General features: G+C 62.6%; 29 protein-coding genes. 19 read left to right on the top strand and 10 right to left on the bottom strand.

The window, feature by feature from the left end:
* Positions 1-97: 97 nt before the first annotated feature.
* A complete protein-coding gene (locus tag LB552_RS15810; RefSeq protein WP_224608028.1) occupies positions 98-1,033 on the top strand; it encodes a kinase in 936 nt (311 codons plus the stop codon).
* A complete protein-coding gene (locus LB552_RS15805; protein ID WP_224608025.1) occupies positions 1,027-2,100 on the top strand; it encodes a PLP-dependent cysteine synthase family protein in 1,074 nt (357 codons plus the stop codon). Before LB552_RS15810 ends, LB552_RS15805 begins: the two co-directional genes overlap by 7 nt.
* On the opposite strand, the gene LB552_RS15800 is transcribed toward LB552_RS15805, so the two are convergent.
* Positions 2,075-3,205, bottom strand: coding sequence for a threonine synthase (locus LB552_RS15800; protein ID WP_318012046.1), 1,131 nt, complete (start codon positions 3,203-3,205; stop codon positions 2,075-2,077). The genes LB552_RS15805 and LB552_RS15800 overlap by 26 nt on opposite strands.
* Positions 3,206-3,323: 118 nt before the next feature.
* Between LB552_RS15800 and LB552_RS29785 the strand changes: the two genes are divergently transcribed.
* From LB552_RS29785 to LB552_RS15785, 3 genes are all read left to right on the top strand, one after another.
* Positions 3,324-3,827 carry a helix-turn-helix transcriptional regulator gene (locus tag LB552_RS29785; RefSeq protein ID WP_318012045.1) on the top strand — a complete coding sequence of 168 codons (504 nt, stop codon included), beginning with the start codon at positions 3,324-3,326 and terminating at the stop codon, positions 3,825-3,827.
* Between the two features lie 191 nt (positions 3,828-4,018).
* Positions 4,019-4,723 (top strand): LuxR family transcriptional regulator, encoded by a 705-nt coding sequence (locus tag LB552_RS15790; protein WP_224608017.1) that lies wholly within the window; start codon positions 4,019-4,021, stop codon positions 4,721-4,723.
* Between the two features lie 67 nt (positions 4,724-4,790).
* Positions 4,791-5,405, top strand: coding sequence for an acyl-homoserine-lactone synthase (locus LB552_RS15785; RefSeq protein WP_140721055.1), 615 nt, complete (start codon positions 4,791-4,793; stop codon positions 5,403-5,405).
* Between the two features lie 454 nt (positions 5,406-5,859).
* On the opposite strand, the gene LB552_RS15780 is transcribed toward LB552_RS15785, so the two are convergent.
* The 3 genes from LB552_RS15780 to LB552_RS15770 are packed head-to-tail and all read right to left on the bottom strand — an operon-like array spanning position 5,860 to position 6,955.
* Positions 5,860-6,231 (bottom strand): SDR family oxidoreductase, encoded by a 372-nt coding sequence (locus LB552_RS15780; protein WP_224608015.1) that lies wholly within the window; start codon positions 6,229-6,231, stop codon positions 5,860-5,862.
* A 56-nt stretch (positions 6,232-6,287) separates the two neighbouring features.
* Complete coding sequence (locus tag LB552_RS15775; RefSeq protein ID WP_224608012.1) at positions 6,288-6,713, bottom strand: type II toxin-antitoxin system VapC family toxin; 426 nt, start codon at positions 6,711-6,713, stop codon at positions 6,288-6,290.
* A complete protein-coding gene (locus LB552_RS15770; RefSeq protein WP_224608009.1) occupies positions 6,713-6,955 on the bottom strand; it encodes a type II toxin-antitoxin system Phd/YefM family antitoxin in 243 nt (80 codons plus the stop codon). The genes LB552_RS15775 and LB552_RS15770 overlap by 1 nt, the downstream gene beginning before the upstream one ends.
* Positions 6,956-7,202: 247 nt before the next feature.
* Between LB552_RS15770 and LB552_RS15765 the strand changes: the two genes are divergently transcribed.
* Positions 7,203-7,538 (top strand): hypothetical protein, encoded by a 336-nt coding sequence (locus LB552_RS15765; protein WP_224608007.1) that lies wholly within the window; start codon positions 7,203-7,205, stop codon positions 7,536-7,538.
* A gap of 104 nt (positions 7,539-7,642) precedes the next feature.
* Here LB552_RS15765 and LB552_RS15760 read toward each other — a convergent pair whose 3' ends face one another.
* The 3 genes from LB552_RS15760 to LB552_RS15750 form a co-directional block, all read right to left on the bottom strand.
* On the bottom strand, positions 7,643-8,059 hold the full coding sequence (locus LB552_RS15760; protein WP_224608004.1) for a curlin: 417 nt from the start codon (positions 8,057-8,059) through the stop codon (positions 7,643-7,645).
* A gap of 236 nt (positions 8,060-8,295) precedes the next feature.
* Positions 8,296-8,697 (bottom strand): curli-like amyloid fiber formation chaperone CsgH, encoded by a 402-nt coding sequence (gene csgH, locus LB552_RS15755; RefSeq protein WP_224608001.1) that lies wholly within the window; start codon positions 8,695-8,697, stop codon positions 8,296-8,298.
* A 35-nt stretch (positions 8,698-8,732) separates the two neighbouring features.
* Positions 8,733-9,170, bottom strand: a complete 438-nt coding sequence (locus LB552_RS15750) for a curlin (RefSeq protein WP_224607998.1) — start codon at positions 9,168-9,170, stop codon at positions 8,733-8,735.
* Between the two features lie 250 nt (positions 9,171-9,420).
* On the opposite strand from LB552_RS15750, the gene LB552_RS29645 reads away from it, so the two are divergent.
* The 3 genes from LB552_RS29645 to LB552_RS15740 all read left to right on the top strand — a co-directional run bounded on the left by LB552_RS29645 (position 9,421) and on the right by LB552_RS15740 (position 11,560).
* Complete coding sequence (locus tag LB552_RS29645; RefSeq protein WP_263481645.1) at positions 9,421-10,080, top strand: GGDEF domain-containing protein; 660 nt, start codon at positions 9,421-9,423, stop codon at positions 10,078-10,080.
* Entirely contained in the window at positions 9,990-10,355 is a 366-nt protein-coding gene (locus tag LB552_RS29875; RefSeq protein WP_411966134.1) for a GGDEF domain-containing protein, read from the top strand. Before LB552_RS29645 ends, LB552_RS29875 begins: the two co-directional genes overlap by 91 nt.
* A gap of 506 nt (positions 10,356-10,861) precedes the next feature.
* A complete protein-coding gene (locus LB552_RS15740; protein ID WP_224607995.1) occupies positions 10,862-11,560 on the top strand; it encodes a winged-helix domain-containing protein in 699 nt (232 codons plus the stop codon).
* Positions 11,561-11,646: 86 nt separating this feature from the next.
* Here LB552_RS15740 and LB552_RS15735 read toward each other — a convergent pair whose 3' ends face one another.
* Genes LB552_RS15735 through LB552_RS15725 form a run of 3 tightly spaced genes read right to left on the bottom strand, consistent with a single transcriptional unit; the run spans position 11,647 to position 13,731 of the window.
* The gene (locus LB552_RS15735) at positions 11,647-12,423 is read right to left on the bottom strand and encodes an amino acid ABC transporter ATP-binding protein (protein WP_224607992.1); all 777 of its coding nucleotides are present in this window, start codon (positions 12,421-12,423) and stop codon (positions 11,647-11,649) included.
* Positions 12,423-13,082: an ectoine/hydroxyectoine ABC transporter permease subunit EhuD gene (gene ehuD / locus LB552_RS15730; RefSeq protein WP_224607990.1), complete on the bottom strand. Its 660-nt coding sequence runs from the start codon at positions 13,080-13,082 to the stop codon at positions 12,423-12,425. The genes LB552_RS15735 and ehuD overlap by 1 nt, the downstream gene beginning before the upstream one ends.
* Complete coding sequence (locus LB552_RS15725) at positions 13,072-13,731, bottom strand: amino acid ABC transporter permease (protein WP_224607987.1); 660 nt, start codon at positions 13,729-13,731, stop codon at positions 13,072-13,074. The genes ehuD and LB552_RS15725 overlap by 11 nt, the downstream gene beginning before the upstream one ends.
* 419 nt (positions 13,732-14,150) lie before the next feature.
* Between LB552_RS15725 and trbB the strand changes: the two genes are divergently transcribed.
* The 10 genes from trbB to LB552_RS15675 are packed head-to-tail and all read left to right on the top strand — an operon-like array spanning position 14,151 to position 23,555.
* On the top strand, positions 14,151-15,134 hold the full coding sequence (gene trbB, locus LB552_RS15720) for a P-type conjugative transfer ATPase TrbB (RefSeq protein ID WP_224607984.1): 984 nt from the start codon (positions 14,151-14,153) through the stop codon (positions 15,132-15,134).
* A complete protein-coding gene (locus LB552_RS15715; RefSeq protein ID WP_224607981.1) occupies positions 15,131-15,463 on the top strand; it encodes a TrbC/VirB2 family protein in 333 nt (110 codons plus the stop codon). Before trbB ends, LB552_RS15715 begins: the two co-directional genes overlap by 4 nt.
* Positions 15,463-15,744 carry a VirB3 family type IV secretion system protein gene (locus LB552_RS15710; RefSeq protein ID WP_224607976.1) on the top strand — a complete coding sequence of 94 codons (282 nt, stop codon included), beginning with the start codon at positions 15,463-15,465 and terminating at the stop codon, positions 15,742-15,744. Before LB552_RS15715 ends, LB552_RS15710 begins: the two co-directional genes overlap by 1 nt.
* 10 nt (positions 15,745-15,754) lie before the next feature.
* On the top strand, positions 15,755-18,205 hold the full coding sequence (gene trbE, locus LB552_RS15705; RefSeq protein WP_224607973.1) for a conjugal transfer protein TrbE: 2,451 nt from the start codon (positions 15,755-15,757) through the stop codon (positions 18,203-18,205).
* Positions 18,202-18,960 carry a P-type conjugative transfer protein TrbJ gene (trbJ, locus tag LB552_RS15700; protein ID WP_224607969.1) on the top strand — a complete coding sequence of 253 codons (759 nt, stop codon included), beginning with the start codon at positions 18,202-18,204 and terminating at the stop codon, positions 18,958-18,960. The genes trbE and trbJ overlap by 4 nt, the downstream gene beginning before the upstream one ends.
* A gap of 11 nt (positions 18,961-18,971) precedes the next feature.
* Positions 18,972-19,298 (top strand): putative entry exclusion protein TrbK-alt, encoded by a 327-nt coding sequence (trbK-alt, locus tag LB552_RS15695; protein ID WP_224607967.1) that lies wholly within the window; start codon positions 18,972-18,974, stop codon positions 19,296-19,298.
* A gap of 2 nt (positions 19,299-19,300) precedes the next feature.
* On the top strand, positions 19,301-20,671 hold the full coding sequence (gene trbL / locus LB552_RS15690) for a P-type conjugative transfer protein TrbL (RefSeq protein WP_224607964.1): 1,371 nt from the start codon (positions 19,301-19,303) through the stop codon (positions 20,669-20,671).
* 3 nt (positions 20,672-20,674) lie between these two features.
* Positions 20,675-21,364 carry a conjugal transfer protein TrbF gene (gene trbF / locus LB552_RS15685; protein WP_224607961.1) on the top strand — a complete coding sequence of 230 codons (690 nt, stop codon included), beginning with the start codon at positions 20,675-20,677 and terminating at the stop codon, positions 21,362-21,364.
* A 56-nt stretch (positions 21,365-21,420) separates the two neighbouring features.
* Positions 21,421-22,422 (top strand): P-type conjugative transfer protein TrbG, encoded by a 1,002-nt coding sequence (gene trbG, locus LB552_RS15680; RefSeq protein WP_411966114.1) that lies wholly within the window; start codon positions 21,421-21,423, stop codon positions 22,420-22,422.
* Positions 22,419-23,555 carry a TrbI/VirB10 family protein gene (locus tag LB552_RS15675; protein WP_224607955.1) on the top strand — a complete coding sequence of 379 codons (1,137 nt, stop codon included), beginning with the start codon at positions 22,419-22,421 and terminating at the stop codon, positions 23,553-23,555. Before trbG ends, LB552_RS15675 begins: the two co-directional genes overlap by 4 nt.

The following is a 23,555-nucleotide window of genomic DNA, read 5'->3' as shown; positions in this document are numbered from 1 at the left end:
TTCGATAGCAAGCCGTCAATACCGGAATTCATTGAGAGCGGGCCTGACCCGTCAGCGCCATCTTCCTCCGCTGCGAGAAAGCGCGGGGGAGATGAAAATGGCTGGCGGCGATCTTATGAGCCGTGAAACGCTGCGCTCTGCGATCGGGACGGGAGCGGCGATCGCGCATCACGGCGAGCTCATCCAGGGCGTCTTCAAGGATGATGGCGGGCGCCTTCATCGCGGGCTGGTCACGCTGCCGATCGCCGCTTTGAGGTCCGAGGCGACCTTTGCCAGAACCGACGGCGATGCGGTCATTGTCCACCCCGATCATAAGATCAAGGCTTCGGCAGCCGCGCGGCTCACGCTCGATTTCTTGAATGTGACCGGTGGTGGCGTGCTGACACTTCAAAGCTCGATTCCCGTGGGGCACGGCTACGGCTCATCGACCGCGGACGTCGTCGCTTCCATTCGCGCTGTGGCCGCAGCCCTCAAGATCCAGTTGCGGCCCTCGAGCATCGGGCGTCTCGCCGTTGCCGCCGAGCGCGCCAGCGACGCGATCGCATTCGATGAGCATGCGGTCCTGTTCGCGCAACGCGAGGGCACGGTGATCGAGAATTTCGGCGGCTCGCTGCCGCCGCTGCTACTGGTCGGGTTCAAGGCGAATGGCGGCGTCCCGGTCGACACGTTGCAGCTGCCGCCGGCGCGCTACGACAGTGCCGAAATCCAGGAATTCGGCGTGCTTCGGGCGCTGGTGGCGCGCGCGGTTTACCGTCAGGACCCAAATCTACTCGGACGCGCCGCCTCGGCCAGCGCCGTGATCAGTCAACGGCACTTGCCGAAACAACGGTTCGACGAGATCGCCGAAATCGCCAGGCGAGCCGGGGCCTGCGGGGTGCAAGTCGCCCATAGCGGCTCGCTGTTTGGTCTGATTTTCGATCTTTTCGCATCGAACCTGAAGCGACGGGCAGCTTTGAGCGCACAACAGATAAGACGCGCCGGCTTCCAGGACGTCGAGGTCCATCTGGTCAATGCGGAGGGCTGGACATGGTGACACTCGCAGTCGACTATTTCAGGGACCTCGAGACCCCACGCCTTGCTCGCCTGGCGCCAAATCTGGTGGCGGCGGCTTTTCCGTTGATGAAGCTGATGCCGGCCCGCTACATTCTGGATCGGGCAGCGTCGAATGGCGAATTGAAGGCAGGCTCCCACATCGTCGAGACGACGTCCGGCACGTTCGGCATGGCGGTGGCGCTGCTCGCGGCGGCGCGTGGCTATCGCCTTACCCTCGTCACCGCTTCGACCCTAATCGACGCCAAATACAAAGCCCGGCTGGAGCGCATCGGCGCCACGGTCATGGCACTTGACGATCCCCGCGGTGACGGCAATCAGCCTGGCCGGCTTGAGCGCCTGCAGGAAATTCTGGCCAAGGAGCCGGACGGCTTCTGGACCCGCCAGTACGACAGTCCGGGAAACTGGCTCGCCTATGCGCGGCTGGCTGAACTTTTCATCCGGGCAATGGGAAAGGTTGATTGTCTGGTCGGCTGCGTCGGGACTGGCGGCTCGCTATGCGGCACCGCGTCCTTTCTGCGAACGGTCTTTCCCCATCTGACGGTGTTTGCCGTCGATACCCATTGCAGCATTCTGTTCGGGCAGCCCGTCGGCAAACGCATGCTGCGGGGCCTGGGCAACAGCGTTCTGCCGAAAAACGTCAGGCATGAGCTTGTCGACGAGATTCATTGGGTCGGCGCCTATCCGGCGTATCTGAGCGCGCACCGTTTGCTGCGCGAGCATGGCATCTTCATGGGGCCGACCAGCGGCGCCGCCGCGTTGGTGGCGCGATGGGTTGCAACGACCCTTCCGGACGCACAGGTCGCGGTCATCATGCCTGACGAAGGCCATCGCCATGCCGAGACCGTCTACAATGACGACTGGCTTGCGACCCTGCCTGGCTGGCCCTGCAAGGAACCGTCTGAGCCGAGGACGCTGACGACAATCGCACCGGCGGCAGAGACGCAATGGACGCGCTTTCTTTGGCTGCGGCGCAGTCTCGACGATGTGCTCAAAACCCAGGCAGCAAGTGCGGTGCCGTCGGCTATCGGTGCGGTGGAGAATCTATGAGGGCGAGATCCAGCCCGCTTTTGTCGAGCCAGCGCCAGGCATCTTGCGTCGTCTGGAAGATCTGGCCGTGTTCATTCGATCCGGCGGACCGATCGAGGTCCTTGAGTCCGCTGGCGGTCACGACGGCCACGACGCGGTCTGTGGCCGCGACGACCCCTCGATCCCTCAACGTCGATATGGCGATCAGCGGCGTAACCGATGCCAGTTCCGCAAAGATCCCTTCGTCGCGCGCAAGGCGTTCCTGCATCGCGATCAGGCCATGATTGTCGACGGGGACCGCGTGCCCGCCCGATTCGCGCAGAGCCTTCAGAGCCTGAAAGGTGCTGCGCGGCGTGCCGATCGATACGGCAAGGCTGTCGAAGAGCATCTTGCGTTCACTCAAGGCATCGGCGCCGCTGGCAAGGGCGTCCGCCAACGACCCGTGCACCTCCGCCGCGACGAGACGGGGCAGCTGCGTGATGGTCCCCTGCGTGTACAACTCGCAGAAACCCGCCCACACGCCGGACAACGCATCGCCATAGCAGACCGGCAGGACGCACCAGTCCGGCGCCGCGCCATCCGATTGCTCGATGATCTCGTAGGCGATCGTCTTGTAGCCCTCAATGCCGAGCGGATGGCTGCCGACGACCGGACCGTGATAGGGCGAGGCGATGAACCAGTCATAGCGCGCAGCCGCCTGTTCCAGCAGCGACCATCGGTCCATTTTGTTGACCAAAGGCAGTACCGTCGCGCCATATTTTCGGATCTGCGCCAGCATCGCGCCGGCCGACCCGGCGAAAGTAGTGACAACGCACTTCAGCCCGGCTCTGGAAGCGTAGGCCGCCAGCGAGGCGCCGGCGTTGCCAGAAGACGCGGTCGCGACGGTCTTCGCGCCACGTGCGCGCGCCACGCTGACCGCGACGGTCGAGAAGCGGTCCTTATGCGACCAGGTCGGGTTCCGGCCTTCGTCCTTGATTGCGAGGTTGGGCACGCCGAGAAGCGCGCCGATGCGCGGAGCCGCGAGCAGGGGCGTCAAACCCTCGCCAAGGCTCACTGCATCCGCGGCTGTGCAAGGCAGCATGTGCGCAAAACGCCATAGCGAGCGCGAGGGGGTGGCGCCCTCCACGGGATGAGCGGGAGGATCCGCATACACGGGCCGAAGATTTGCGGGTGCGGTCGCCTGGCACCGCGCGCACCCTTTGGAGTCGATGGTGATATCGGCGGGGTAGGAGGCACCGCATCGGATGCAGACGAATTCCAGAACCCGGCTTTCTTCCCTTCCGGGTCGGCTAATGTCGCCTGAGGAATGCACGGAACTGTTGTGTGCGAGGTCGCGAAACGGCCGGCTCGGCATGGCTATTCCTGTGTCAGGAAACGATGAATTCGCTGGTAGTTTCAAACAGTCCGCGGCACCGCTGTCAATGCGGAATGTGCACTATAGTGTGTCGCACCATAGTGCGCGTCGTAGCATCCGTTGTTTGATGAAACTTCGCGGCGTTTTTGGTTTGAACGTGCAGCGGCTACGGAGAGAAAGAAAACTGTCTCAGGAGCAGTTGTCTTTCGTTTCGGGCCGCACGCGAGCCTATATCAGCAGCGTCGAGGCCGGTCGGCGAAACGCCACGCTGGATACAGTCGAGATCCTGGCGAAGGCTTTGGATGTGGAGCCGCAAGAGTTGATCGCGGTCGTTCCATCGAATCGGCGAGCAGTCCGCGGGACAAAGCAGACGACCCCAAAGTCAGCGGAATGAAGCGCGGTCTGTTCAGCCAGCATTGATACGGCTTTCAGGCTCTGTATCTTTGTGCCAGCTAATTGACTCCTGAAGTGTACATTCGGCGCAAGTCCCATTGAATATATCGCATCTGTGACCGTAAGTTTCTGGCCGGGACGGGGCCTGACTCTTGTCGAGGTCTGCCGATGGAGATCGATAGTCTTGTCGGGTTGTTTGCAGCGATCTCAAGGATCGATGCCGCGTGCTCGGTGGATGGTATCCTCCAAGAGTTCCGCTCTGCCATCGAGCGTTATGGCCTGCGTTATTTTCTGATCACCGGCCTGCCGGTGCCGCACGACACCGACTGGAAGCGAGAGATCCTGGTCGATGGTTGGCCGCCCGAATGGTATCTTCGCTACATGTCAGAGGATTACTTTTCGCATGATCCCTGCGTCGCGCAGTGCCGGCATTCGCCGAAGCCGTTCCTGTGGGAGGAACTGCCGCCGGCAAAGCTTGTTGCGCGCGCAAAGCTGGTGATGGACGAAGCGGCGGATTTCGGAATGGGCCAAGGCCTCTGTGTTCCCGTCCACGTGCCGCTGGCGGGCCCAGGCGTCGTCACGGCAGCGGGCGATCGGATTGAAATAGCGCCGAGCGTCGTGCCGTTCATCGAGACGCTTTGCGTGCATACGTTCCGACGCCTGTCAGGGCTGGAAGAATCCGGCCAGTCCGTTGAGGCCGCGCCCTTGACGCCGCGCGAGCGCGAACTCCTGGAGTGGAGCGCCGAAGGCAAGTCGAACGAAGACATCGCCTGCATCCTGGGCGTCACAAGGAACACGGTTGAGAGCCATCAGCGCAACATTCGAGGCAAGCTCGATGCAGCCAATGTCTCGCATGCCATCGTCAAAGCTCTGCGACGACAGGAAATCCAGATTTAGCAATACCTGAATACCATCATACGGGCACGAAGCATGTTTTCCTACGACCTCCACTTTTGGAGGCGTCATGGTCCGTATTCATCTGGTCACCTGGGAAAACAGGAAGCAGTATAGAAAAGTGCTGGAGCGCTATTTTCGTATCCGGTACGACATTTACGTCAAGCATAGACGATGGCGCGCCGTCGCCCGGCCCATCAACATCGAGATCGACGCATTCGACAACGAGCATGCGCTTTATGTTCTGGCGCTCGACACCAACGGCAAGATCGTCGGCGGCTCCCGTCTTGTACCGACGCTGGAGCCGCATCTGATGAGCGAGGTCTTCCCAGTTCTCGCCGGCGGCACGCCTCCGAGAGCGGCTGAAATTTTCGAATGGACGCGTTTTTTTGTCGTCCCATCGCTTCGCACGCACGGAGCGTCGTCGCCGATCGCCGGCTTTGTTCTGTGCGGCCTTCTTGAGACGGCGCAAAGTCTGGGGATTCGACAGATCAGCGTGGTGTGCGAAACATTCTGGCCGAAACGCCTGCGTGCGCTTGGCTGGACGCTTTTCGAACTCGGCAACGCTCTCGAGCATCCGGATGGCGACATTATCGCGCTGCTGATCGATGTCACGCCTGAGGCTATTGAGCAGACGCGCCGCGCTTATGGCATCAGCGGCGTCATACTTGCGGATAAAATCTAGGCTGATTGCCACCGGCAGCTGAAGGTTCGCTCGCCAGAGGATATTGTCATCGCGCCCATTTGCGCGGTAGTCAGCGCTACGATGCACAGGAACCATAGACACATATCTCAGCGCTCCTAGACTGCACTAGGAAGCTCGGTTCTTGACCTGCTCCTGCGTCGAGGCTTGAGCTTTCGAGTTGGGCGGATCTCACAATGTGAGCAATGCACTCGCTGCAGCATTGAACATCGGGCTGCCATCTCAGATGAAGCGCAGGGCATCAGAAAACCCTGCCTGTTCGGGCCTTTTCCTTGTAGCATCGAACGAGAGTCCAGCGTCGTTGCAAGTCGCCATGTTGAACCTGTCTCGGCCTGCAGCGACAGCCTTGAGCAACGGAAGCAAAAACTCCGCTGAGGGCCTCCGCAGGTGATCATTAATTAGAGCGATGGTGAAGATCTGAGCCGCGGCATCTATTTCACCGGCAAGTGCATCCGCCGTCGATGGGCAGGTGGACCCCGGTGATCATCGAGGCTGCGTCGCTGAGCAGGAACACGATCGGGCCGGCGACCTCATCCTCGGTCGCCCAGCGCCCGAGCGGCATCTGCTTCAAGAATGGCTCAGCGACATGCGGCTGGCTCCAGTGGCCGGACGAGATCGGCGTCATCACCACGGTCGGGTTCACGCTGTTGACGAGGATGTTGTATTTGCCCAACTCCAGCGCCGAGCAGCGGGTGATGTTTTCGAGCGCTGCCCTGGACGAGCCGCAGGAAATGTGCCCCTCGAGCGCAACCAGCGCCGCCTGGCTGGAGACGTTGACGATCGCGCCGCCCTTGCGGATCGCCACCATCTGGCGCACCGCCCATCGGCGCCCCAGGCAAGGTCAATGGGCCAGGAGGGGCATGATTATGCCAGCAGTTGTGTCGGCACACCGAGCACTGGCCCGGCTGTGGCAAGCCGTTGGTCAAGGGTGTACACCGTCGTTCCATGCTCCGACGCCGTCGCGAGATGCAATGCATCACCGGCACGAAGCCCCAGCGTATGCTGATCGACGAACTTCGCCGCCGCTCGAAACTGCCCGCTTGTGACCGAAAGCACGGTGAAGCTCTCGGCGACCAGCTTGTTGAACATTGCCAGCGCTGCGGCACGCTGCTCCAGGTTGATCTGCCCGGTCCGTAGCTTGACCGCCATGGCAGAGGACATCTCGGTGATCGTCCAGTCGCTGATCAGAAGCTGAGCAGGATCCTGCTGAGCGAGCCATATTTGGGCGCGTGGGGTCATCGCTTCGTTGGAGAGCGCCGCCACGATCAGCGACGTGTCGAGATAGAGCATCAGTAGCGATCGCCATCGCGCATCGACCGCACCAGATCGGCGGCACTTTGAGCCTCCGGCGGCATGCTTGCCGTCAAGGATCGGAGCAGGGCGGCATCAATCCGCATGCGTGGCCTGGCCGCCGCTGTGAGGCGGGCGACTGGCTTGCCGCGTCGAGTAATGTCGATCGAATCACCAGCCTCAACTCGGTCAACGAGTTCGCTCAGATGTGCCTTGGCGTCCGCCAGATTGATAGCGTGCATGTCATGCTCCTGACCATGTAGATGGTCATATAGCGTACTGGATCAAAGAAATCCAGTGGGAGAGAAATCGGGTAGTGCAATCCGGACCTGTGGGCTCGGTCTGTCCAATGGACAACCCCTGAAAGCTCACAGCTGGGTCAACTTTAACGCTCATATGTTCAGCCGAAAATCAAAGTGATCACTGCCGCCCCAAATTGCCCCAATCAGCGGGTTTTCCGGCCTTAACTCTGAGACGATGGAGAGGTCGATGAAATTGCCTGTTCTTGCTCTTGCCGGCGGCATGCTGCCAATGATGCCTTCGGTCCAGGCGGCGCAGATGATGGCGGCGCCAGATATAAATAGGCTGGTGCAAGAGGCGCATGTGACACGCGCCTATCTCACGGAAGACGGCTACTGCGTGCGGCCGCACAGGAAGCAGAAGTATTGGAAGCCTAAGCATCATTACCGGCAAGTCTACCGCACCTATGAGTCGCAGCCTTCAGACGAGTATCAGTGGCGTTATGAACATCCGCGGCCAATTATCCGCGTCGTACCCAACTACCCGCCGCAGGATGAAGATGACTGGGACGACTCGGACGATTGAGGCAGTCTGATGCCGGTGGTCCGTTTGCGCCTGCGGCCCCAGATCGACGGCGGCGGATGCGTGGCGGACAGTTGTCACGCATCCGCAACCGCGCAGTTTCGTTCCTACCACCCGAACAGGAGAGCCGCGCCGCTCTGCCTGTCGCCGGCCTGCACGACGTTTGCTTCGGTGTTTCGGCCAAACTGGAAGATACCGTAGGAACTGTCGTTGCCGTCCTGCCGCAGGGTGGCCGAGTGTCCGCTGCCCTCCTGTCGAACTATGCCAAGATTGCGGGCCCCGTCCTGATCTATGCCGGCACGGTTGTTCCAGCCGCGCTGCCGTATGTGGGCGCCGCTGCGCAGCCCTTTGTAGGCCGAATAGGCGCGCAGACCGAAATCCAGCGCCCGCGCATCGCGGGCCGTCGGAGGCGAGTAATAGAACCCGATCGCGCCGCCCGCCCTCGCCGGAGCGGAGACAAGGGGCAGACCGACGGCTGTCGCGAGCGCGATGGCTGCTATAAGTTTTGTGACCTGGCGGTTCATGATGCCTCTCTTTGTGGTTTCATCATCTGATGAGCCACAGTCGCACAGCGAAGCTGAACCGTGACGGAAGGTTTCGTTCAGCCGCGGTTCAAGACATGGAGCGGCGTGAGCTTCGGCGCACCGTCAAAGCCCAAATTGTTTTGTTGCATCACTCCGAAAGGAAAAAACCCATCGTGTAAGAAGAAGGGCTCCGGTCGCCCGGAGCCCTTCTTTCGATTATCGAAGACAGACGGCGCTCAGTTCGCGCCGGACACCTGTTTGAGGCAGTTGACGCTGGCCCCGCCTGCAGTCACCTTCAGCTTAACGTCGTAGGCAGCGCCATTGGCTCCCACGCTCATCCGGCCCACTGACGCCGGATTGCCGGGACCGGCCTCGAAGGCGCCGCCCTGGCTGATTTTGGCGGAGCCGGACGTTCCGCCTCCGGAGACGCTGACCGTGTAAGTGCCGGTGATTTTCCTGTCGGCATAAACCACGGGCTCCAGCAGGATAGCGTCGCCTTGCACGGTGTCCCGGATCTCGCATCGCAGCGGCTCGTGACTCGAGCCGTCCTTGTCGGCCGTCGCGGCGGTCGCGGCGGCGACCATGACAGCCACGAGCGCGGCCGACACCGCTGCTGCTCGCTTTTCCAGTCTGGTCATGAATGATCTCCTAGCGATTGCGGGCCGTCCATGGTTCAGGGGCAGTCCTGGACGAAGGCGGCGACATTGCCGCTGCCGCCCTGGCTGACATCGGCATTGCACCCGTGGCCGACCTGGACACCGGCTGCGATGTTGCCGTTGCCGTCCTGCGTCATAATTGCGGTGTGGTTCGAACCGAACTGGGCAATCCCCGCGGCATTGCGGTTGCCATACTGGTACGTCGCGCCGTAATTGTTGACGCCTTGCTGTCCGATCACCGACCGGTTGCGATGACCATATTGCTGGCCGATCGCGGTGTTGAAGCGGCCATCCTGGTAGACATGGATGCGGTTACGGGAGCCGTGCTGGCCGCCGCCGGCGGAATTGCGCCAGCCGTATTGTTCGATATTCAAATCGTTGGCCTTGGCGGGCGCGATGGTTGTGAGGCCGACCAAGGCGGCAAAGGCTGCAGCGACGACTGATGTGCGGGTCATGGGTGCTTCTCCTTGGGTGCGGTAGGGTACCGCGGGTTGAACCGTCTCTTTGTAAGAGGATGGCCCGGAACGGTGGCTGAAGGCTCCATTCAGTGAAAATTCATGATCGCTACGTTTCTGCTTCGGAGTTGGCAGCGCGCCTCCCTTCGAAAGAGGCCATGGCTGCGAGAGGAACATGTCGCAAAACCGGAAGGCACGGAGTATCAGAGGCTCACTTCTGCAGGGCGCCACCTTAGGGCCCGCGCATCGAATGTCCCCGATCGGCAATTGCAGGACGAAACTGAAATTCCCGTTGCCCGTGCCGGATCTGCGCTCGCGAGGTCCGAATAATCTTAGTCGAACCGATAACGTCGCGTTCAGCGCCAGCGGTTATAAAGACGGTATGACGCCGCGCACCAAGCGTATTCTGGGCAAATCGATCGTCGTGACGATAATTGCAGTCGTCGCGACTTTCGGTCTGTCGTTCACAGCCAGAATTGCCTTGCAGATGCCGATCGATTGGTTGAGTTGGGTGGAATGCACCGTCATCCCCATTCTGATCGGAATGCCTGTCGGTGCCTATATCTTCGCCCAGTCCGAAACGATCCAGGACACATGTGACAAGCTGGAGAAGTCGTACGCAGACCTGAAAGAGGCGCACGACAGGTTCACCTTCGTGACAAGCCATGATCCCATGACGGGACTCCTTAGCCGCGGTGAATTCATCGCAAGGATGAACAGAAAGCGTGATGAAGGGGAATGCGACACGCTTCTTCTGATCGATCCGGATCATTTCTCCTTGATCAATGACAAGCACGGACATTCCAAAGGTGACGAGACATTGGTGCGGATCGCCAAGGCGCTTGTCATACGACGCGCCCAGGGGACTCGATTGGCCGGCTTGGCGGGGAAGAGTTCGGGGTCCTGCTAAGTGATGTGCGCAAAGAGCAAGCGATCACCATAGCGGAGAACATCCGCCGGCATGTCGAGGGAGGTCCCTGGGTCAAAGGGCGACAGGATGGCGTAAGGGTGACTGTCAGTATCGGCGGAGCGGAAATACCTCGCGCTGCTGATGCCGAGGATATCCTTCGTGTTGCCGGTCGCTGCCTTTTTGAGGCGAAACAACGTGGACGGAACTGTGTTTCCTTCACCCATGAGGTGGCCAGGTTGCGGGACATCGCGCTCCCCAAAATGCGACTCGAATAATCGGCGGTCGCCATCAGCGTTTGCGTAGCTCCGCCACTTGATCTCGCTGACACGAAAGACCGGTCCTTCTTCAGAGAGGGCCGCGGCCTTGGAGCGGCGAGGGGACTTGCCTACGTCGCATATGTCGTCGATATGGACGTCGATAGTTCGCCGGAAGTTTTCAGGCGCGCTATACGTGACTTGGTCTGCGTCTCTCCACGATCCACTTGGCGCTCGGTTCCGGTCGCCCAGCGGCGTGCGTAGTCACGGCGCAGGAAAGTCTCGCTGGCGTGGAGCGACCTTCGCGACGGATTTGCACGCGCCAGGAACCGGACGAGAGCTTTGTATAGGTTGCCATTTTCGTGTGCGCTCCGTGTGCACTGAGATCGAAACGTGACGAAAAGGGTCGTATTCTGGCGTGAATTCGGGTTGGCTAAACAATTTGATGTCAAAGAAAAAATGCTGGAAAACCAAGGGCACAGAGTCGGCATGGCGCCCATGATGCATCGCATTCGGTTGATGGACTCATGACGCCGCTGGTCCTCATCTCTTCGAAGGACCCGGATTTCTTTCTGGTTTTCGGGCACATCCTTTCAGCAGCCGGCTTCGAAACCCGGCTAATCACGGCAGACACGGAGATTGCGCGCGCCACCAAGGCCGCTGCGCCGCTTGCCATCGTCCTGGACTGTCATCCGGGTGACCGCGCAATCGTCAAGCAATGCCTGGCGCTGAAGTCGGCCGAAGCGACAAAAGCGACGCCTCTTGCAGGCTTGGTCGCGCCTCGTTCCGGCAAGCTGCACCTGGACCTTATCAAGGCTGGCGTCGATGAGATATTTTCGCGGCCGTTTGCGCCCGAACAGCTTCTGAGTTGGCTGCATGGCAAAGCGCGTGTTGCGAAGCGTTCGCGCGAAACCAAGGCAGGCGATCTGGTGCAGGGCGATTTCCGGTTGGAGCGACAGACCCACCGGACATTCTTCAAGCAAAAAGAAATCGTGATGCCACCGATCGAGTTCAAGCTTTTGCGCAGCCTTCTGGCGCAACCTGGCAAGGTGTTCAGCCGGGAAGAACTGGTCGCGACTGCATGGCCTGAACACGCCGCCGCAACCGATATACGCGGTGTTGACGTTCATATTGCCAGGTTGCGCAAAAGGCTTCGGGCATCTGTGGGAAGCGATGTGATCCGGACCGTTCGCTCTGCTGGTTACGCCTTCGCGCCGGACTGGTAGTCCGCGCGGCGGTTCCGGCACCGATGCGATCGTCATGTTGCTGATCGCGCCGCGGTTGCGTGCGCCACGTTCGTACGCATCGGCTCTCAATCGCTCAGGATGGTATCCAGGAACAGCTTGGCGCGCGGATGAGCGGCGCTAGAGAAGAAATCACTGGAAGACGCGTGCTCGACGATGCGGCCTTCGTCCATGAAAACGATCTCATCCGCGACTTCGCGGGCAAATCCCATTTCGTGCGTCACGCAGACCATGGTCACGCCGGTTTTCGCGAGCGCGATCATGACGTCGAGCACTTCCTTGATCATTTCCGGGTCGAGCGCGGAGGTGGGTTCATCGAACAGCATGATACGGGGATCTAGGCACAGAGCGCGCGCGATCGCCGCTCGCTGCTGTTGGCCGCCCGACAGCTGGGCCGGATAGGCGCGCGCCTTTTCGGGGATGTGCACCGCCGTCAGATGCCGCATGGCGATCTCTTCGGCCTCATGCGCCGACTTCAAGAGGACCCGGCGCAGCGCCAGCGTGCAGTTGGCAAGCACGGTGAGGTGAGGGAAGAGATTGAAGCTTTGGAACACCATGCCTGTCAGGCGGCGCACCATCGCGGCATCGCGATCGCTTTTTCCCAGACTTCTGCCTTCAAACTCTATCGTCCCCTTTTGGAAACGCTCAAGACCGTTGATGCAACGTATCAATGTCGACTTGCCGGACCCGGAGGGTCCGCAGACGACGACGCGCGCACCCGGCCGTAAGGTCAGGTCGATGTCTTTCAAAACGTGCAGGGCACCGAACCACTTGTTGAGACCGTCGATCCGCACGAGCGGGGAGGATTGAAGCGTCGAGGTCGCAGGCGCGCGTCGGTCGAGCATCAGCGGAGCCCGCTCGCAAGCAGGAGCTTCTCCATGCGCTTCACCCCATAAGAAACGATCAGCGCCAGGGCGAGAAACAGAACGCCGGCGACGGTCAGCGGCTCCGCGTAGCGATAGGTCTCGGAAGCGATATCGAAGGCGCGCCCGAGCATTTCCGGCACCGCCAGGATCGCGAGATAAGGCGTCGCCTTAAGGATCGAAACCAGGTAGTTGCCCAGGGGCGCGGCGATGTTGCGCAGCATCTGGGGTGCGATGACGAAGATGACCGTGTCGCGGCGGGTGAGCGACAGGGCTCTGGCTGCTTCCTGCTGGCCCCTCGGAATAGCGTCGATGCCCGCCTTGAACACCTCCGCCAGATAACCGCTGTAGTACAGGCTTAGCCCCAATATGCCCACCGTCATGGCGCCAAGCCTGATCCCGTAGAAGGGCAGGACGAAATACAGGAAATAGAGCCAGGCTAAGACCGGCGTCGAGCGGATGAAGTCGATCAGGAAGCGCACGGCGAGGCCCGGCGCACCGCCCCCGCGGCGGATCATTTCGAAAGTGAAGCCAAGCGCCGACGCACCGAGGCAACTCAAGACCGTGGCGAGCAGGGTAGTCCCGATCGCACCGATTATGATCGGGACGGTCGAGAGCGCGAAATCGAGGTTAAATCCCACGAGGCGCTCCTCCTTCGGGATTGACCCGCGCCTCGAGCCAGCGGCCGGCAAGCGCGATCGGATAACAGACGACGAAGAAGGCCAGCAGCAACGCCGAATATATCGCGACCGGGTCGTATTCGGTCTGCGAGATTTCCTTGGCGCGGAAGGTCATGTCCGTCAACGTGACCAACGAGACAAGGGAAGTCGCCTTGACGAGCTGAATAAGGTTGTTGACGAATGTGGGACTCATGGCGACCAATGCCTGGGGCAGCTCGATCAGAAGCAGGATCGCCGGGCGCGAGAGGCCGAGCGCCATTCCAGCCTCGCGTTGGCCGGCAGGAAGAGATTGGAGCCCGGCCCGCACCGCTTGGCTGGCATAACCGCCGCTATTGAGGCCAAGCACCAACGCACTGACGGTCATCGCCGACAGAGTGACCCCGATGACCGGCAGAACGTAGTAAAAGACGAAGAGCAGGACGACGACCGCCGAACTGCGCCAGAATTCGATAACTGCCGTGATCAGAAAACGCGTCAAGCCGGTCGTCAGAAACTGCGCGACGCCGAAAACAAGCGCGAAGGGCACCGCGAAGACCAAGCCATAGGCGGTGACCGCTGCCGTTATGCGCAGCCCTTGCAGGATCCCAAGCCAGATGTCGAGCATGCTCATGAAGCTTCGCCGCCCCTTGCCGTGAAGGGGCGCGGCGAAGCGAGCGTCGGAGCGTTTCGAGCATGTTTTGAAACGCCTGATTGGCGCCGCGAAACCGAGCCCTCGGGACCGAACCGCATGACAATCCTCCGCGCCTTGCAAGGGGCGACCGCCGCCAGCGCCAGGTCGTTTCATAAACCCGGCGAGAGTCATGTGTCAATAAACATGTACAGAATATTGCGACAGTCTACACTCTGCCGGTGCTGAAGCACCGCGATCCGCCGCGATGGAGCTTCCCGAGCTCGGCGCCGCCGTTCGCCGGTTTTTACTCGCTGCGCTACGACGGCGGTCGAAAGCTGTTGAATCGGGCTGCTCCAGGCCTCTTTTGCTCATCCCGACCGGGAACTGCTCGATGAGTTCCCGCACCAAACGGGGACAGCATGGCTATCTTGCACAACGATACCGAAGCACGTTCGCGCAGCTCGCGTATGCTGCGCACCGCGCTCGGGCCCGCCATCGCCCGGTTCCTGGACGATCCCGCGATCGTCGAGGTCATGCTGAATCCGGATGGCCGCATCTGGGTGGATCGGCTCACGGAGGGCCTGGCCGACACGGGGCAAACGCTCGCGCCTGCCGCTGGCGAGCGGATCGTGCGCCTGGTCGCCCATCATGTCGGCGCCGAGGTCCATTCCCGTTCCCCGCGCGTCTCGGCCGAGTTGCCGCAAACCGGCGAGCGTTTCGAGGGCCTGCTGCCGCCCGTGGTCGCCGCCCCGGCCTTCGCGATCCGCAAGCCCGCGGTCGCCGTGTTCACGCTCGATGACTATGTCGCGGCGGGCATCATGACTTGTGGCCACGCTGCTATGTTGCGCGCCGCCGTTGCTGGTCGCGCGAACATCCTTGTTGCCGGCGGCACGTCGACCGGCAAGACGACTTTGACCAACGCGCTGCTTGCCGAAGTGGCGAAAGGGACGGACCGGGTCGTCATCATCGAGGACACCCGCGAACTGCAATGTGCCGCCCCCAACCTCGTCGCGATGCGCACCAAGGATGGCGTAGCCACGCTTTCCGACCTGGTTCGTTCCTCGCTGCGCCTGCGGCCCGATCGCATTCCGATCGGCGAGGTGCGCGGCGCCGAAGCGCTGGACCTCTTGAAGGCATGGGGTACCGGGCATCCCGGTGGCATCGGCACCCTTCATGCCGGCTCCGGCATCGGCGCTCTGCGCCGACTTGAGCAGCTGATCCAGGAGGCCGTCTTCACTGTGCCGCGTGCGCTGATCGCCGACACCATCGGCCTTGTCGCCGTGCTCGCCGGACGCGGCGCCGCGCGACGGCTTGTCGAACTGGTCAGGGTCGAGGGTCTGGGCCCCGATGGCGACTATCGCATCGCTGAAGCCACACCGATCAACACAGGAGACATTTCATGATCCGCCTGCTTTCGCGCTGCCAGGCCAGCCTGGCCGCGGTCGGCGCCGCCATTGCCCTCAACCTCATGGTTGCGCCGGTCGCCCTTGCGTCGGGCTCCTCGATGCCGTGGGAACAGCCGCTCGAGAAGATCCTGCAGTCGGTCGAAGGACCGGTATCCAAGATCATCGCCGTCATCATCATCATCGTCACCGGCCTGACGCTGGCCTTCGGCGACAGTTCGGGTGGCTTCAGGCGGCTGATCCAGATCGTTTTCGGCCTTTCGATCGCCTTCGCGGCGTCAAGCTTTTTCCTTTCGTTCTTCTCGTTTGGCGGCGGAGCGTTGATCTGATGACAACCTCTTTTGAACAGCTCGACGCAGTGCCGGGGTGGACGGTGCCCGTGCACCGGGCGTTGACCGAGCAGATCCTGCTCGGGGGCGCGCCGCGTGCAATCGCGATCCTGAATGGCACGCTGGCGGGCGCTGTCGGTCTTGGGCTGCGGCTCTGGCTGGTCGGTCTTCTCATATGGGCAATCGGACATTTTACGGCGGTATGGGCTGCCAGGCGCGATCCGCTTTTTTTCGAAGTCGGACGCCGGCACCTGCGGCTGCCTGGACATCTTTCGGTTTGAGGGCGCCGCCATGATGAGCTTTGCCGAATACCGCCGGACTGCTGCTCGCCTTGCCGACTTTCTACCTTGGGCGGCACTCGTCGCCCCCGGGGTCGTGCTTAACAAGGACGGCAGCCTTCAGCGCACCGCGAGATTTCGCGGACCCGATCTCGACTCCGCCGTAGCGGCGGAACTTGTTGCGGTGGCGTCGCGCGTCAACAATGCCTTTCGCCGCCTCGGCTCGGGCTGGAGCATCTTCGTCGAAGCGCAGCGGCACGAAGCGGCTTCTTACCCCGAAAGCCAGTTTCCCAATGCGGCCTCCGGCCTGCTCGATGCCGAGCGCAAAGCCGACTTTGACGAGGAGGGGGTTCATTTCGTATCGAGCTACTTTCTCACATTCCTGTTCCTGCCGCCGCCCGAAGACGCCAGGCGCGCCGAGGGCTGGCTTTATGAGGGTCGCGACCAGGGCGGCGCGGATACGGGCGAGATCGTCCGCGCCTTTGTCGACCGGACTGAGCGTGTGCTGTCCCTGCTCGACGGCTTCATGCCTGAATGCCACTGGCTCGATGACGGCCAAACGCTGACCTATCTGCATTCGACTATTTCGACCAAGCGCCATCCGGTGCGCGTCCCCGAGACGCCAATTTATCTCGATGCGCTGCTGGCCGACGAGCCGCTCGCCGGCGGGCTCGAACCGCGGCTTGGCGACAAGTATCTTCGCGTGCTCACCATCGTCGGCTTCCCGACCGCCACGACACCCGGCCTGCTTGATGACCTCAACAGGCTGGCCTTCCCGTACCGTTGGTCGACCCGCGCGATCCTGCTCGACAAGGTCGATGCTGTCCGCCTTCTGACCCGGATACGGCGGCAATGGTTCGCCAAGCGCAAGAGCATCGCCTCGATCCTGAAGGAGGTGATGACCAACGAGGCATCAGCACTCCTCGACACCGACGCCGCCAACAAGGCGGCCGACGCCGATACGGCGCTGCAGGAGCTCGGCGCCGACATGGCGGGCATGGCCTATGTCACCGCAACAGTCGCCATATGGGATTGCGACCCGCGCGTGGCCGACGAGAAACTGCGGCTCGTCGAGAAGGTCATCCAGGGCCACGACTTCACGGCGATTGTCGAGACTGCCAACGCCGTCGACGCCTGGCTCGGCTCATTGCCCGGGCACGCCTATGCCAATGTCCGCCAGCCGCCTATCTCGACGCTCAATCTCGCCCACATGATCCCCCTTTCTGCCGTGTGGGCGGGGCCGGAACGGGACGAGCATCTGGTCAGTCCTCCCTTGCTTTACGGCAAGACCGAAGGCTCGACCCCGTTCCGGTTGGTTCTTCATGTCGGCGACGTCGGTCACACGCTGGTCGTCGGCCCGACCGGTGCCGGCAAGTCGGTGCTGCTGGCGTTGATGGCGCTGCAATTCTGCCGCTACCGCAAGGCTCAGATCTTCGCCTTCGACTTCGGCGGCTCGATCCGCGCGGCGACGCTCGCCATGGGCGGCGACTGGCACGATCTCGGGGGTCATCTCACCGAAGGCCTGGACGCTGCCGTTGCGCTGCAGCCGCTCGCCCGCGTTCATGACACGTACGAGCGCGCCTGGGCGGCCGACTGGATCGTCGCGATCCTGACGCGAGAAGGCATCCAGATCACGCCGGACGCAAAGGAGCATATCTGGGCGGCGCTGACCTCGCTCGCCTCGGCCCCGGTCGAGGAGCGCACCATCACCGGGCTCAGCGTGCTTCTGCAGGCCAATGACCTGAAACAGGCGCTTCGCCCTTACTGTGTTGGTGGCCCGAACGGTCGGCTCCTCGACGCAGAGGCCGAACAGCTCGGCCAGGCATCCGTGCAGGCGTTCGAAATCGAAGGCCTGGTGGGCACGCCGGCCGCGCCGGCCGTCCTGTCCTATCTGTTTCATCGCATCGGCGACCGCCTGGACGGTCGTCCGACCCTGCTCATCATCGACGAAGGCTGGCTTGCCCTCGACGATGACGCGTTCGCCGGGCAGTTGCGCGAATGGCTGAAGACGCTCCGGAAGAAGAATGCCAGCGTCGTCTTCGCCACCCAGTCGCTCTCCGACATCGACAATTCGGCTATCGCGCCGGCGATCATCGAAAGCTGTCCAACCCGGCTGCTGTTGCCCAATGAACGCGCGATCGAGCCGCAAATTACCGCCATCTATCGCCGCTTCGGCCTGAACGACCGCCAGATCGAGATCCTGGCCAGAGCCACACCCAAGCGCGATTATTACTGCCAATCCCGTCGCGGCAACCGTCTCTTCGAGCTCGGCCTGTCCGAGGTCGGGCTTGCGCTTTGCGCCGCGTCCTCCAAGAGCGATCAGGCCCTGATCGGCAGCATCATCGCCGAGCATGGCCGCGACGGTTTCCTGTCGGCCTGGCTGCGTGCCCGCGACGTCGGCTGGGCCGCCGACCTCATTCCCAACCTCACCGTTTCCGAACCTGAAAAGGATCCCCAATCATGACTATTCGTCAAAGCCGCCGGCGCGTCCTTCTTCTGATCGCGGCGACGCTCGCCACGCCGGTTGCGATCTCGCCGATGATGACTGCGCCAGCGCATGCCTTCATCGTGTTTGATCCATCGAACTATTCGCAGAATGTCCTGACGGCCGCGCGTTCGCTGCAGCAGATCACGAACCAGATCACCTCGCTGCAGAACCAGGCCCAGATGCTGATCAATCAGGCGCGCAACCTGGCGAGCCTGCCTTTGTCCTCACTGCAGCAACTGCAACAGTCGGTGCAGCGCACGCAACAGCTTCTCGGCGAAGCACAGAACATCGCCTTCGACGTCCAGCAGGTCGACAAGGCATTTCAGCAGCAATACAGCAGCATCTCGCTCACTGCTTCCGACCAGCAACTCGTCGCGGATGCGCGCTCGCGCTGGCAAAACACAGTGGGCGGCCTCCAGGACGCAATGCGCGTCCAGGCGGGTGTCGTCTCAAACATCGACACCGGCCGCGCGCAGATGTCGGCGTTGGTCGGCGCCAGCCAATCGGCGACCGGTGCGCTGCAGGCGACGCAAGCCGGCAACCAGTTGCTTGCGCTTCAGGGTCAGCAGCTTGCGGACCTGACAGCCTTGGTCGCCGCCAATGGTCGCGCCCAGGCGCTGACCGAAGCCGAACGTGCCGCGGCGGTCGATCAGGGTCGCGAGCAACGCCGACGCTTCCTGGCGGCTGGATCCGGCTACCAGGCCGGCTCGGTCCAGATGTTCAACCGCTGAGGTCGATCGCCATGGACGGCAAAACCTTCGCTCGCGTCGTGGCGGTCGTCTTCGTCGCCGTCGCCATGGCGGCGACGGCGCTCGAGATGAGCCGTAAGGAAGACAAGTCGGTGGGGGAGGGGCCGCACATACCGGCGGCCCCGGTGCCGCATTCGCTTCGCGATGGCCTGCGCCGCTGCCAGGTGCTCGGCGAGGCTGCCCTGCGTGACGAAGGATGTGCGCGGCTGTGGGCCGAACAGCGTGATCGCTTCCTCGGTCTCGAAAATGCGTCGGGCAGTTCGACAAGCGAGCCGGACGCGGCGCCGTCGCCGGATGCTGGCCTGCACGAGGCCCGGTAGACATGGGCAATACCGGCGTTATCGACCAATTCCTGGCCACCTTCACCCGCTACATCGACAGCGGCTTCGGCCTGCTCGGCGGCGAGGTCGCTTTCGTCGCCACCACGCTGATTGCTATCGACGTGACGCTTGCCGCGCTCTTCTGGAGCTGGGGCGCCGATGACGACATTCTTGCGCGGGTCGTCAAGAAGACGCTCTTCGTCGGTGTCTTCGCCTATCTGATTTCGAATTGGAACGGCGTCGCCCAAATCGTCTTCGAGAGTTTCTCGGGTCTTGGTCTCAAGGCGAGTGGAACCGGCTTCTCGGCACAGGACCTGCTGCACCCGGGCAAGGTGGCGCAAACCGGCCTCGACGCCGGACGACCATTGCTTGAAGCGATCTCCGGTTTGATGGGCTACATCTCCTTTTTTGAAAACTTCATCCAGATCGCTTGCCTGCTCTTTGCCTGGGCGCTCGTCCTGCTCGCCTTCTTCATCCTGGCGGTGCAGCTCTTTGTGACGCTGATCGAGTTCAAGCTGGCGACGCTGGCCGGCTTCGTGCTGATCCCCTTCGGCCTCTTCGGCAAGACGGCCTTCATGGCCGAACGCGTGCTCGGCAACGTCATCTCGTCCGGCATCAAGGTTCTGGTGCTTGCCGTGGTCATCGGCATCGGATCCACGCTCTTCGGCGAATTCACCCAAGGCTTCGGCGGCGAGAACCCCACCATTGACCAGGCCATGGCGATCGTGCTGGCTGCGCTGTCGCTGCTTGGCCTCGGCATCTTCGGTCCCGGCATTGCCAACGGCCTCGTCGCGGGTGGACCGCAGCTCGGCGCCGGTGCGGCTGTCGGGACTGGCCTTGCCGCCGGCGGCATCGCAGTTGCAGGCTACGGAGCAGCCAGCCTCGCGGCGCGAGGCGCGACAGCCGCATTCGCGGGAGCAGCCTCAACCGTGCGTGGCGGGACGTCACTCGCTGGGGGCGGTTCGGCCGCCTATATGCTGGGGGCCGCCGGCCAGTCGGGCGTGGCAGGCGTCGCCTCCGGCTTGGGCGGCATTGCGCGCGCTGGTGCTTCGGCGGCAGCCTCTCCGCTCAAGCGCGCCGCCGCAAACACCGGTCAATCGCTCAAGTCAAACTTTGCCTCTGGCGCCGGTTCGGCCGCTGAAATCACCGGCGGTTCGTCGACCATGGGAACGATCGGCGGCGCTGCTGCGTCAACGGCGGCGGCTGCTTCCGGCGCGGGCAAGCCATCCAGCGCCCAAGGAGAGCCCGAATGGGCCAGACGCTTGCATCGTTCCCAGCGGCTCGCCCACGGCGCCCAGACCGCCGCCCACGCGGTGCGCGCCGGCGACAGCCATGGCGGCGGAGCCTCGATTTCTCTTTCAGAAGGCGAATGACCCATGAACATCTTTAGGCGCCCCGCCGTCCACTACGGCAAGAGCCCTCGACCGGAAACTCCCTATCAAAAGGCGGAGCAGATATGGGATGAACGAATCGGCTCCGCACGCGTGCAGGCACGCAACTGGCGCGCCATGGCGTTCGGGTCGCTCATCCTGTCGGCGGGGCTCGCCACTTCGCTGGTCTGGCAGTCGGGCCGCGGCACTGTCGTGCCCTGGGTCGTGCAGGTCGATAAGCTCGGCCAGGCTCAAGCGATCGCGCCAGCAACCGCCGACTATAATCCGAGCGATCCGCAGATCGCGTGGCATCTCGCCCGCTTTATCGAGCAGGTACGCTCCATCCCCGCTGACCCAATCATCCTCCGCCAGGACTGGCTGCGGGCCTATGAGTGGACCACCAATCAGGGCGCGGCGGCGCTCAACGACTATGCTCGCGCTGCGGATCCTTTCTCCAAGGTCGGCAAGCAGCAGGTCGCGGTGGACATTTCTTCGGTCATCAGAGCCTCGCCGGGCTCCTTTCGTGTCGCCTGGATGGAGCATCACTACGAAAACGGTCAGCGTTTGGGCACCGAGCGCTGGACCGCGATCGTGACGATCGTGACGCAGATGCCAAGCGACGCCGAACGGCTTCGCGCCAATCCCCTCGGCATTTACATCAACGCCATCAACTGGTCGCGGGAGATGAGCCAATGAGCCGGACATCGCGTCTTGTCGCCGGCACGACTTTCTCAAGATATCTGCTATCGGCCATGCTGGTCTCGGGGACGACGCTGCTTGCGGGTTGCGCCACGCCTGCGAAGAAGCCGCCGAAGATCAGCTACGATACCCATGTTCCGCCCTTGCCGCCGGCTCCGGCCGCCGCGACCGACCAAAGGCCGAAACCCCTTCGCGTGCCACCAGGCTGGGCGCCCGCGCGGGGCGGAGCCATCGGGCAAACGCCGGCAGCCCGTGTCGAGAACGCAAACGCCGCGGCGCGCGTGGAACCGCGCCGTGAGGGCTACTACAACGCGATTCAGATCTACCCATGGAGCGAGGGAGCGCTCTATCAGGTCTACGCCTCACCTGGCCAGATAACGGACATCGCGCTTGAGCCTGGCGAGAGCCTGACCGGAGACGGTCCGATCGCGGCCGGTGACACCGCGCGCTGGATCATAGGCGACACCGAAAGCGGGTCCGGCATTGCCCGACGCGTCCACGTCCTGGTGAAACCCTCGCGGGCGGACATCACAACGAACCTTATCATCGCCACGGACCGGCGCAGCTATATGCTTGAGCTGCGGGCAGGCGCGAAGCCCTACATGCCCGCCGTTGCGTGGTCCTATCCGGCTCTGAAAGCGAGCCTGCTGCAGACGGTCGCCACAACGCCGGTCATCCCGGAGGTCACGGCGCGCAACTATCGCTATGGCCTCACCGGCGACAGCCCGCCTTGGAAGCCGGTAAACGCCTACGACGACGGCCGCAGGGTATACATCGAGTTTCCGCGCGGCATCGTGCAAGGCGAGATGCCGCCGATTTTCGTCATCGGCGCGGACGGCGAGGCTGAAATCACCAACAGCCGCGTCTATCAAAACATCCTCATCGTCGACCGCCTTTTTGGTGCGGCCGAACTGCGTCTTGGCGCCGGCAAACGGCAGCAGGCGGTCAGGATCGTGCGTGTCGATAGAAGAACCGATGGGCTGCGGCGGGGCCCAAGCGACAGCGCCGCGTCGAAGCTGCCGAACGTAACGCACAGGGGAGCGCTGCAGCCATGAACGAGAAGAACATGGCCGTCGAACCCATGCGGCTTCGCGCCGACCCGCCGCGTGTGACGCGTCTGTCGCGCAAGATGCTCGCAGGCATCGGCTTCGTCGCCTCGCTCGGTGTCGGCGGTGCGCTGATTTACGCTCTGCAGGATGCCAACACGCTCAAGCAGGGCGAGGAGCTCTACCCAACCTCCAATCGGCCGCCCGCCGACGGACTGGCAAGACTGCCGCGCGACTATGCCGGCCCGATCCTTGGGCCGCCGCTGCCTGGCGATCTCGGCAGGCCGATCCTCGATGCTCAGAACAAGGGGCAGGCGGTCGTGCCGCCCTCAATCGCAAGCCCCGCGATTGACGAAGCCGAGCAGCGCCGGCGAGCCGATGAGGAAGCGGCCAGAACCTCGCGCGTCTTCTTCCAGGCAGCGCAAGGAGATCCCAGGCCCGCCGAAGCGTCCGCTCCTGCTGTTAACGACTTTGCCGGTCAGTACGGTCAGCCAAATGCGCAGGATCGCCAGCTTTCCTTCCTGTCCGCCGCCGCTGACCGGCGGACCGTGGCCCCCGATCACATCACGCCTCCCGCCTCACCCTATGTGCTTCAAGCCGGTGCCGTGATCCCGGCCGCGCTCATTACGGGTATCCGGTCGGACCTTCCCGGGCAGATCAGCGCTCAGGTGACCGAAAATGTCTATGACACTCCCACCGGCCGCTCGCTGCTCATCCCGCAAGGTACTCGTATCATTGGACAGTACGATAGCGGAATTGGTTCCGGGCAGCGCCGCGTGCTGCTTGTCTGGAACAGGCTGATCTTTCCCGACGGACGCTCCATCGTGCTGGAGCGGCAGCCTGGCACCGACGCTCAGGGCTATGCCGGCCTGGAGGATGCCGTCGACTATCACTGGGGCGAATTGTTCAAGGCTGCGGCGTTGTCGACCATTCTGAGCGTTGGCGCGCAGGCCGGTTCTTCTGACCAAGACAGCGATATCGTGCGTGCTGTGCGAAGCGGCGCTTCCGATAGCGCCAGCCAGATAGGCCAGCAGGTCGTTCAGCGGCAACTCGCTATCGCGCCGACGCTCACGATCCGGCCGGGGTTTCCCGTTCGCGTCTTCGTCACCCGCGACCTCGCCCTTGAACCATACGGAGGTTGA

It is taken from the genome of Mesorhizobium sp. CA7 (assembly GCF_020165015.1).
In the GTDB taxonomy this organism is placed as follows: Bacteria; Pseudomonadota; Alphaproteobacteria; order Rhizobiales; family Rhizobiaceae; genus Mesorhizobium.
Note: the sequence above shows the minus strand (reverse complement) of the source record. Positions and strands in the feature narration are given on the sequence as shown.

Bases quoted from the DNA above. Each gene is read 5' to 3' on its own strand.
- LB552_RS15740 (WP_224607995.1), top strand. From the start codon at position 10,862: ATGACGCCGCTGGTCCTCATCTCTTCGAAGGACCCGGATTTCTTTCTG.
- LB552_RS15710 (WP_224607976.1), top strand. From the start codon at position 15,463: ATGACAACCTCTTTTGAACAGCTCGACGCAGTGCCGGGGTGGACGGTG.
- trbE (WP_224607973.1), top strand. From the start codon at position 15,755: ATGATGAGCTTTGCCGAATACCGCCGGACTGCTGCTCGCCTTGCCGAC.
- LB552_RS15805 (WP_224608025.1), top strand. From the start codon at position 1,027: ATGGTGACACTCGCAGTCGACTATTTCAGGGACCTCGAGACCCCACGC.
- LB552_RS15715 (WP_224607981.1), top strand. From the start codon at position 15,131: ATGATCCGCCTGCTTTCGCGCTGCCAGGCCAGCCTGGCCGCGGTCGGC.
- LB552_RS15780 (WP_224608015.1), bottom strand. From the start codon at position 6,231: ATGGTGGCGATCCGCAAGGGCGGCGCGATCGTCAACGTCTCCAGCCAG.
- LB552_RS15765 (WP_224608007.1), top strand. From the start codon at position 7,203: ATGAAATTGCCTGTTCTTGCTCTTGCCGGCGGCATGCTGCCAATGATG.
- LB552_RS15775 (WP_224608012.1), bottom strand. From the start codon at position 6,713: ATGCTCTATCTCGACACGTCGCTGATCGTGGCGGCGCTCTCCAACGAA.
- csgH (WP_224608001.1), bottom strand. From the start codon at position 8,697: ATGACCAGACTGGAAAAGCGAGCAGCAGCGGTGTCGGCCGCGCTCGTG.
- trbL (WP_224607964.1), top strand. From the start codon at position 19,301: ATGGGCAATACCGGCGTTATCGACCAATTCCTGGCCACCTTCACCCGC.
- trbG (WP_411966114.1), top strand. From the start codon at position 21,421: ATGCTGGTCTCGGGGACGACGCTGCTTGCGGGTTGCGCCACGCCTGCG.
- trbK-alt (WP_224607967.1), top strand. From the start codon at position 18,972: ATGGACGGCAAAACCTTCGCTCGCGTCGTGGCGGTCGTCTTCGTCGCC.
- LB552_RS15725 (WP_224607987.1), bottom strand. From the start codon at position 13,731: ATGAGCATGCTCGACATCTGGCTTGGGATCCTGCAAGGGCTGCGCATA.
- trbF (WP_224607961.1), top strand. From the start codon at position 20,675: ATGAACATCTTTAGGCGCCCCGCCGTCCACTACGGCAAGAGCCCTCGA.
- LB552_RS15785 (WP_140721055.1), top strand. From the start codon at position 4,791: ATGGTCCGTATTCATCTGGTCACCTGGGAAAACAGGAAGCAGTATAGA.
- trbB (WP_224607984.1), top strand. From the start codon at position 14,151: ATGGCTATCTTGCACAACGATACCGAAGCACGTTCGCGCAGCTCGCGT.
- LB552_RS29785 (WP_318012045.1), top strand. From the start codon at position 3,324: ATGCAGACGAATTCCAGAACCCGGCTTTCTTCCCTTCCGGGTCGGCTA.
- LB552_RS15810 (WP_224608028.1), top strand. From the start codon at position 98: ATGGCTGGCGGCGATCTTATGAGCCGTGAAACGCTGCGCTCTGCGATC.
- LB552_RS15735 (WP_224607992.1), bottom strand. From the start codon at position 12,423: ATGCTCGACCGACGCGCGCCTGCGACCTCGACGCTTCAATCCTCCCCG.
- trbJ (WP_224607969.1), top strand. From the start codon at position 18,202: ATGACTATTCGTCAAAGCCGCCGGCGCGTCCTTCTTCTGATCGCGGCG.
- LB552_RS15760 (WP_224608004.1), bottom strand. From the start codon at position 8,059: ATGAACCGCCAGGTCACAAAACTTATAGCAGCCATCGCGCTCGCGACA.
- LB552_RS29645 (WP_263481645.1), top strand. From the start codon at position 9,421: ATGTCCCCGATCGGCAATTGCAGGACGAAACTGAAATTCCCGTTGCCC.
- LB552_RS15770 (WP_224608009.1), bottom strand. From the start codon at position 6,955: ATGCACGCTATCAATCTGGCGGACGCCAAGGCACATCTGAGCGAACTC.
- LB552_RS15750 (WP_224607998.1), bottom strand. From the start codon at position 9,170: ATGACCCGCACATCAGTCGTCGCTGCAGCCTTTGCCGCCTTGGTCGGC.
- LB552_RS15675 (WP_224607955.1), top strand. From the start codon at position 22,419: ATGAACGAGAAGAACATGGCCGTCGAACCCATGCGGCTTCGCGCCGAC.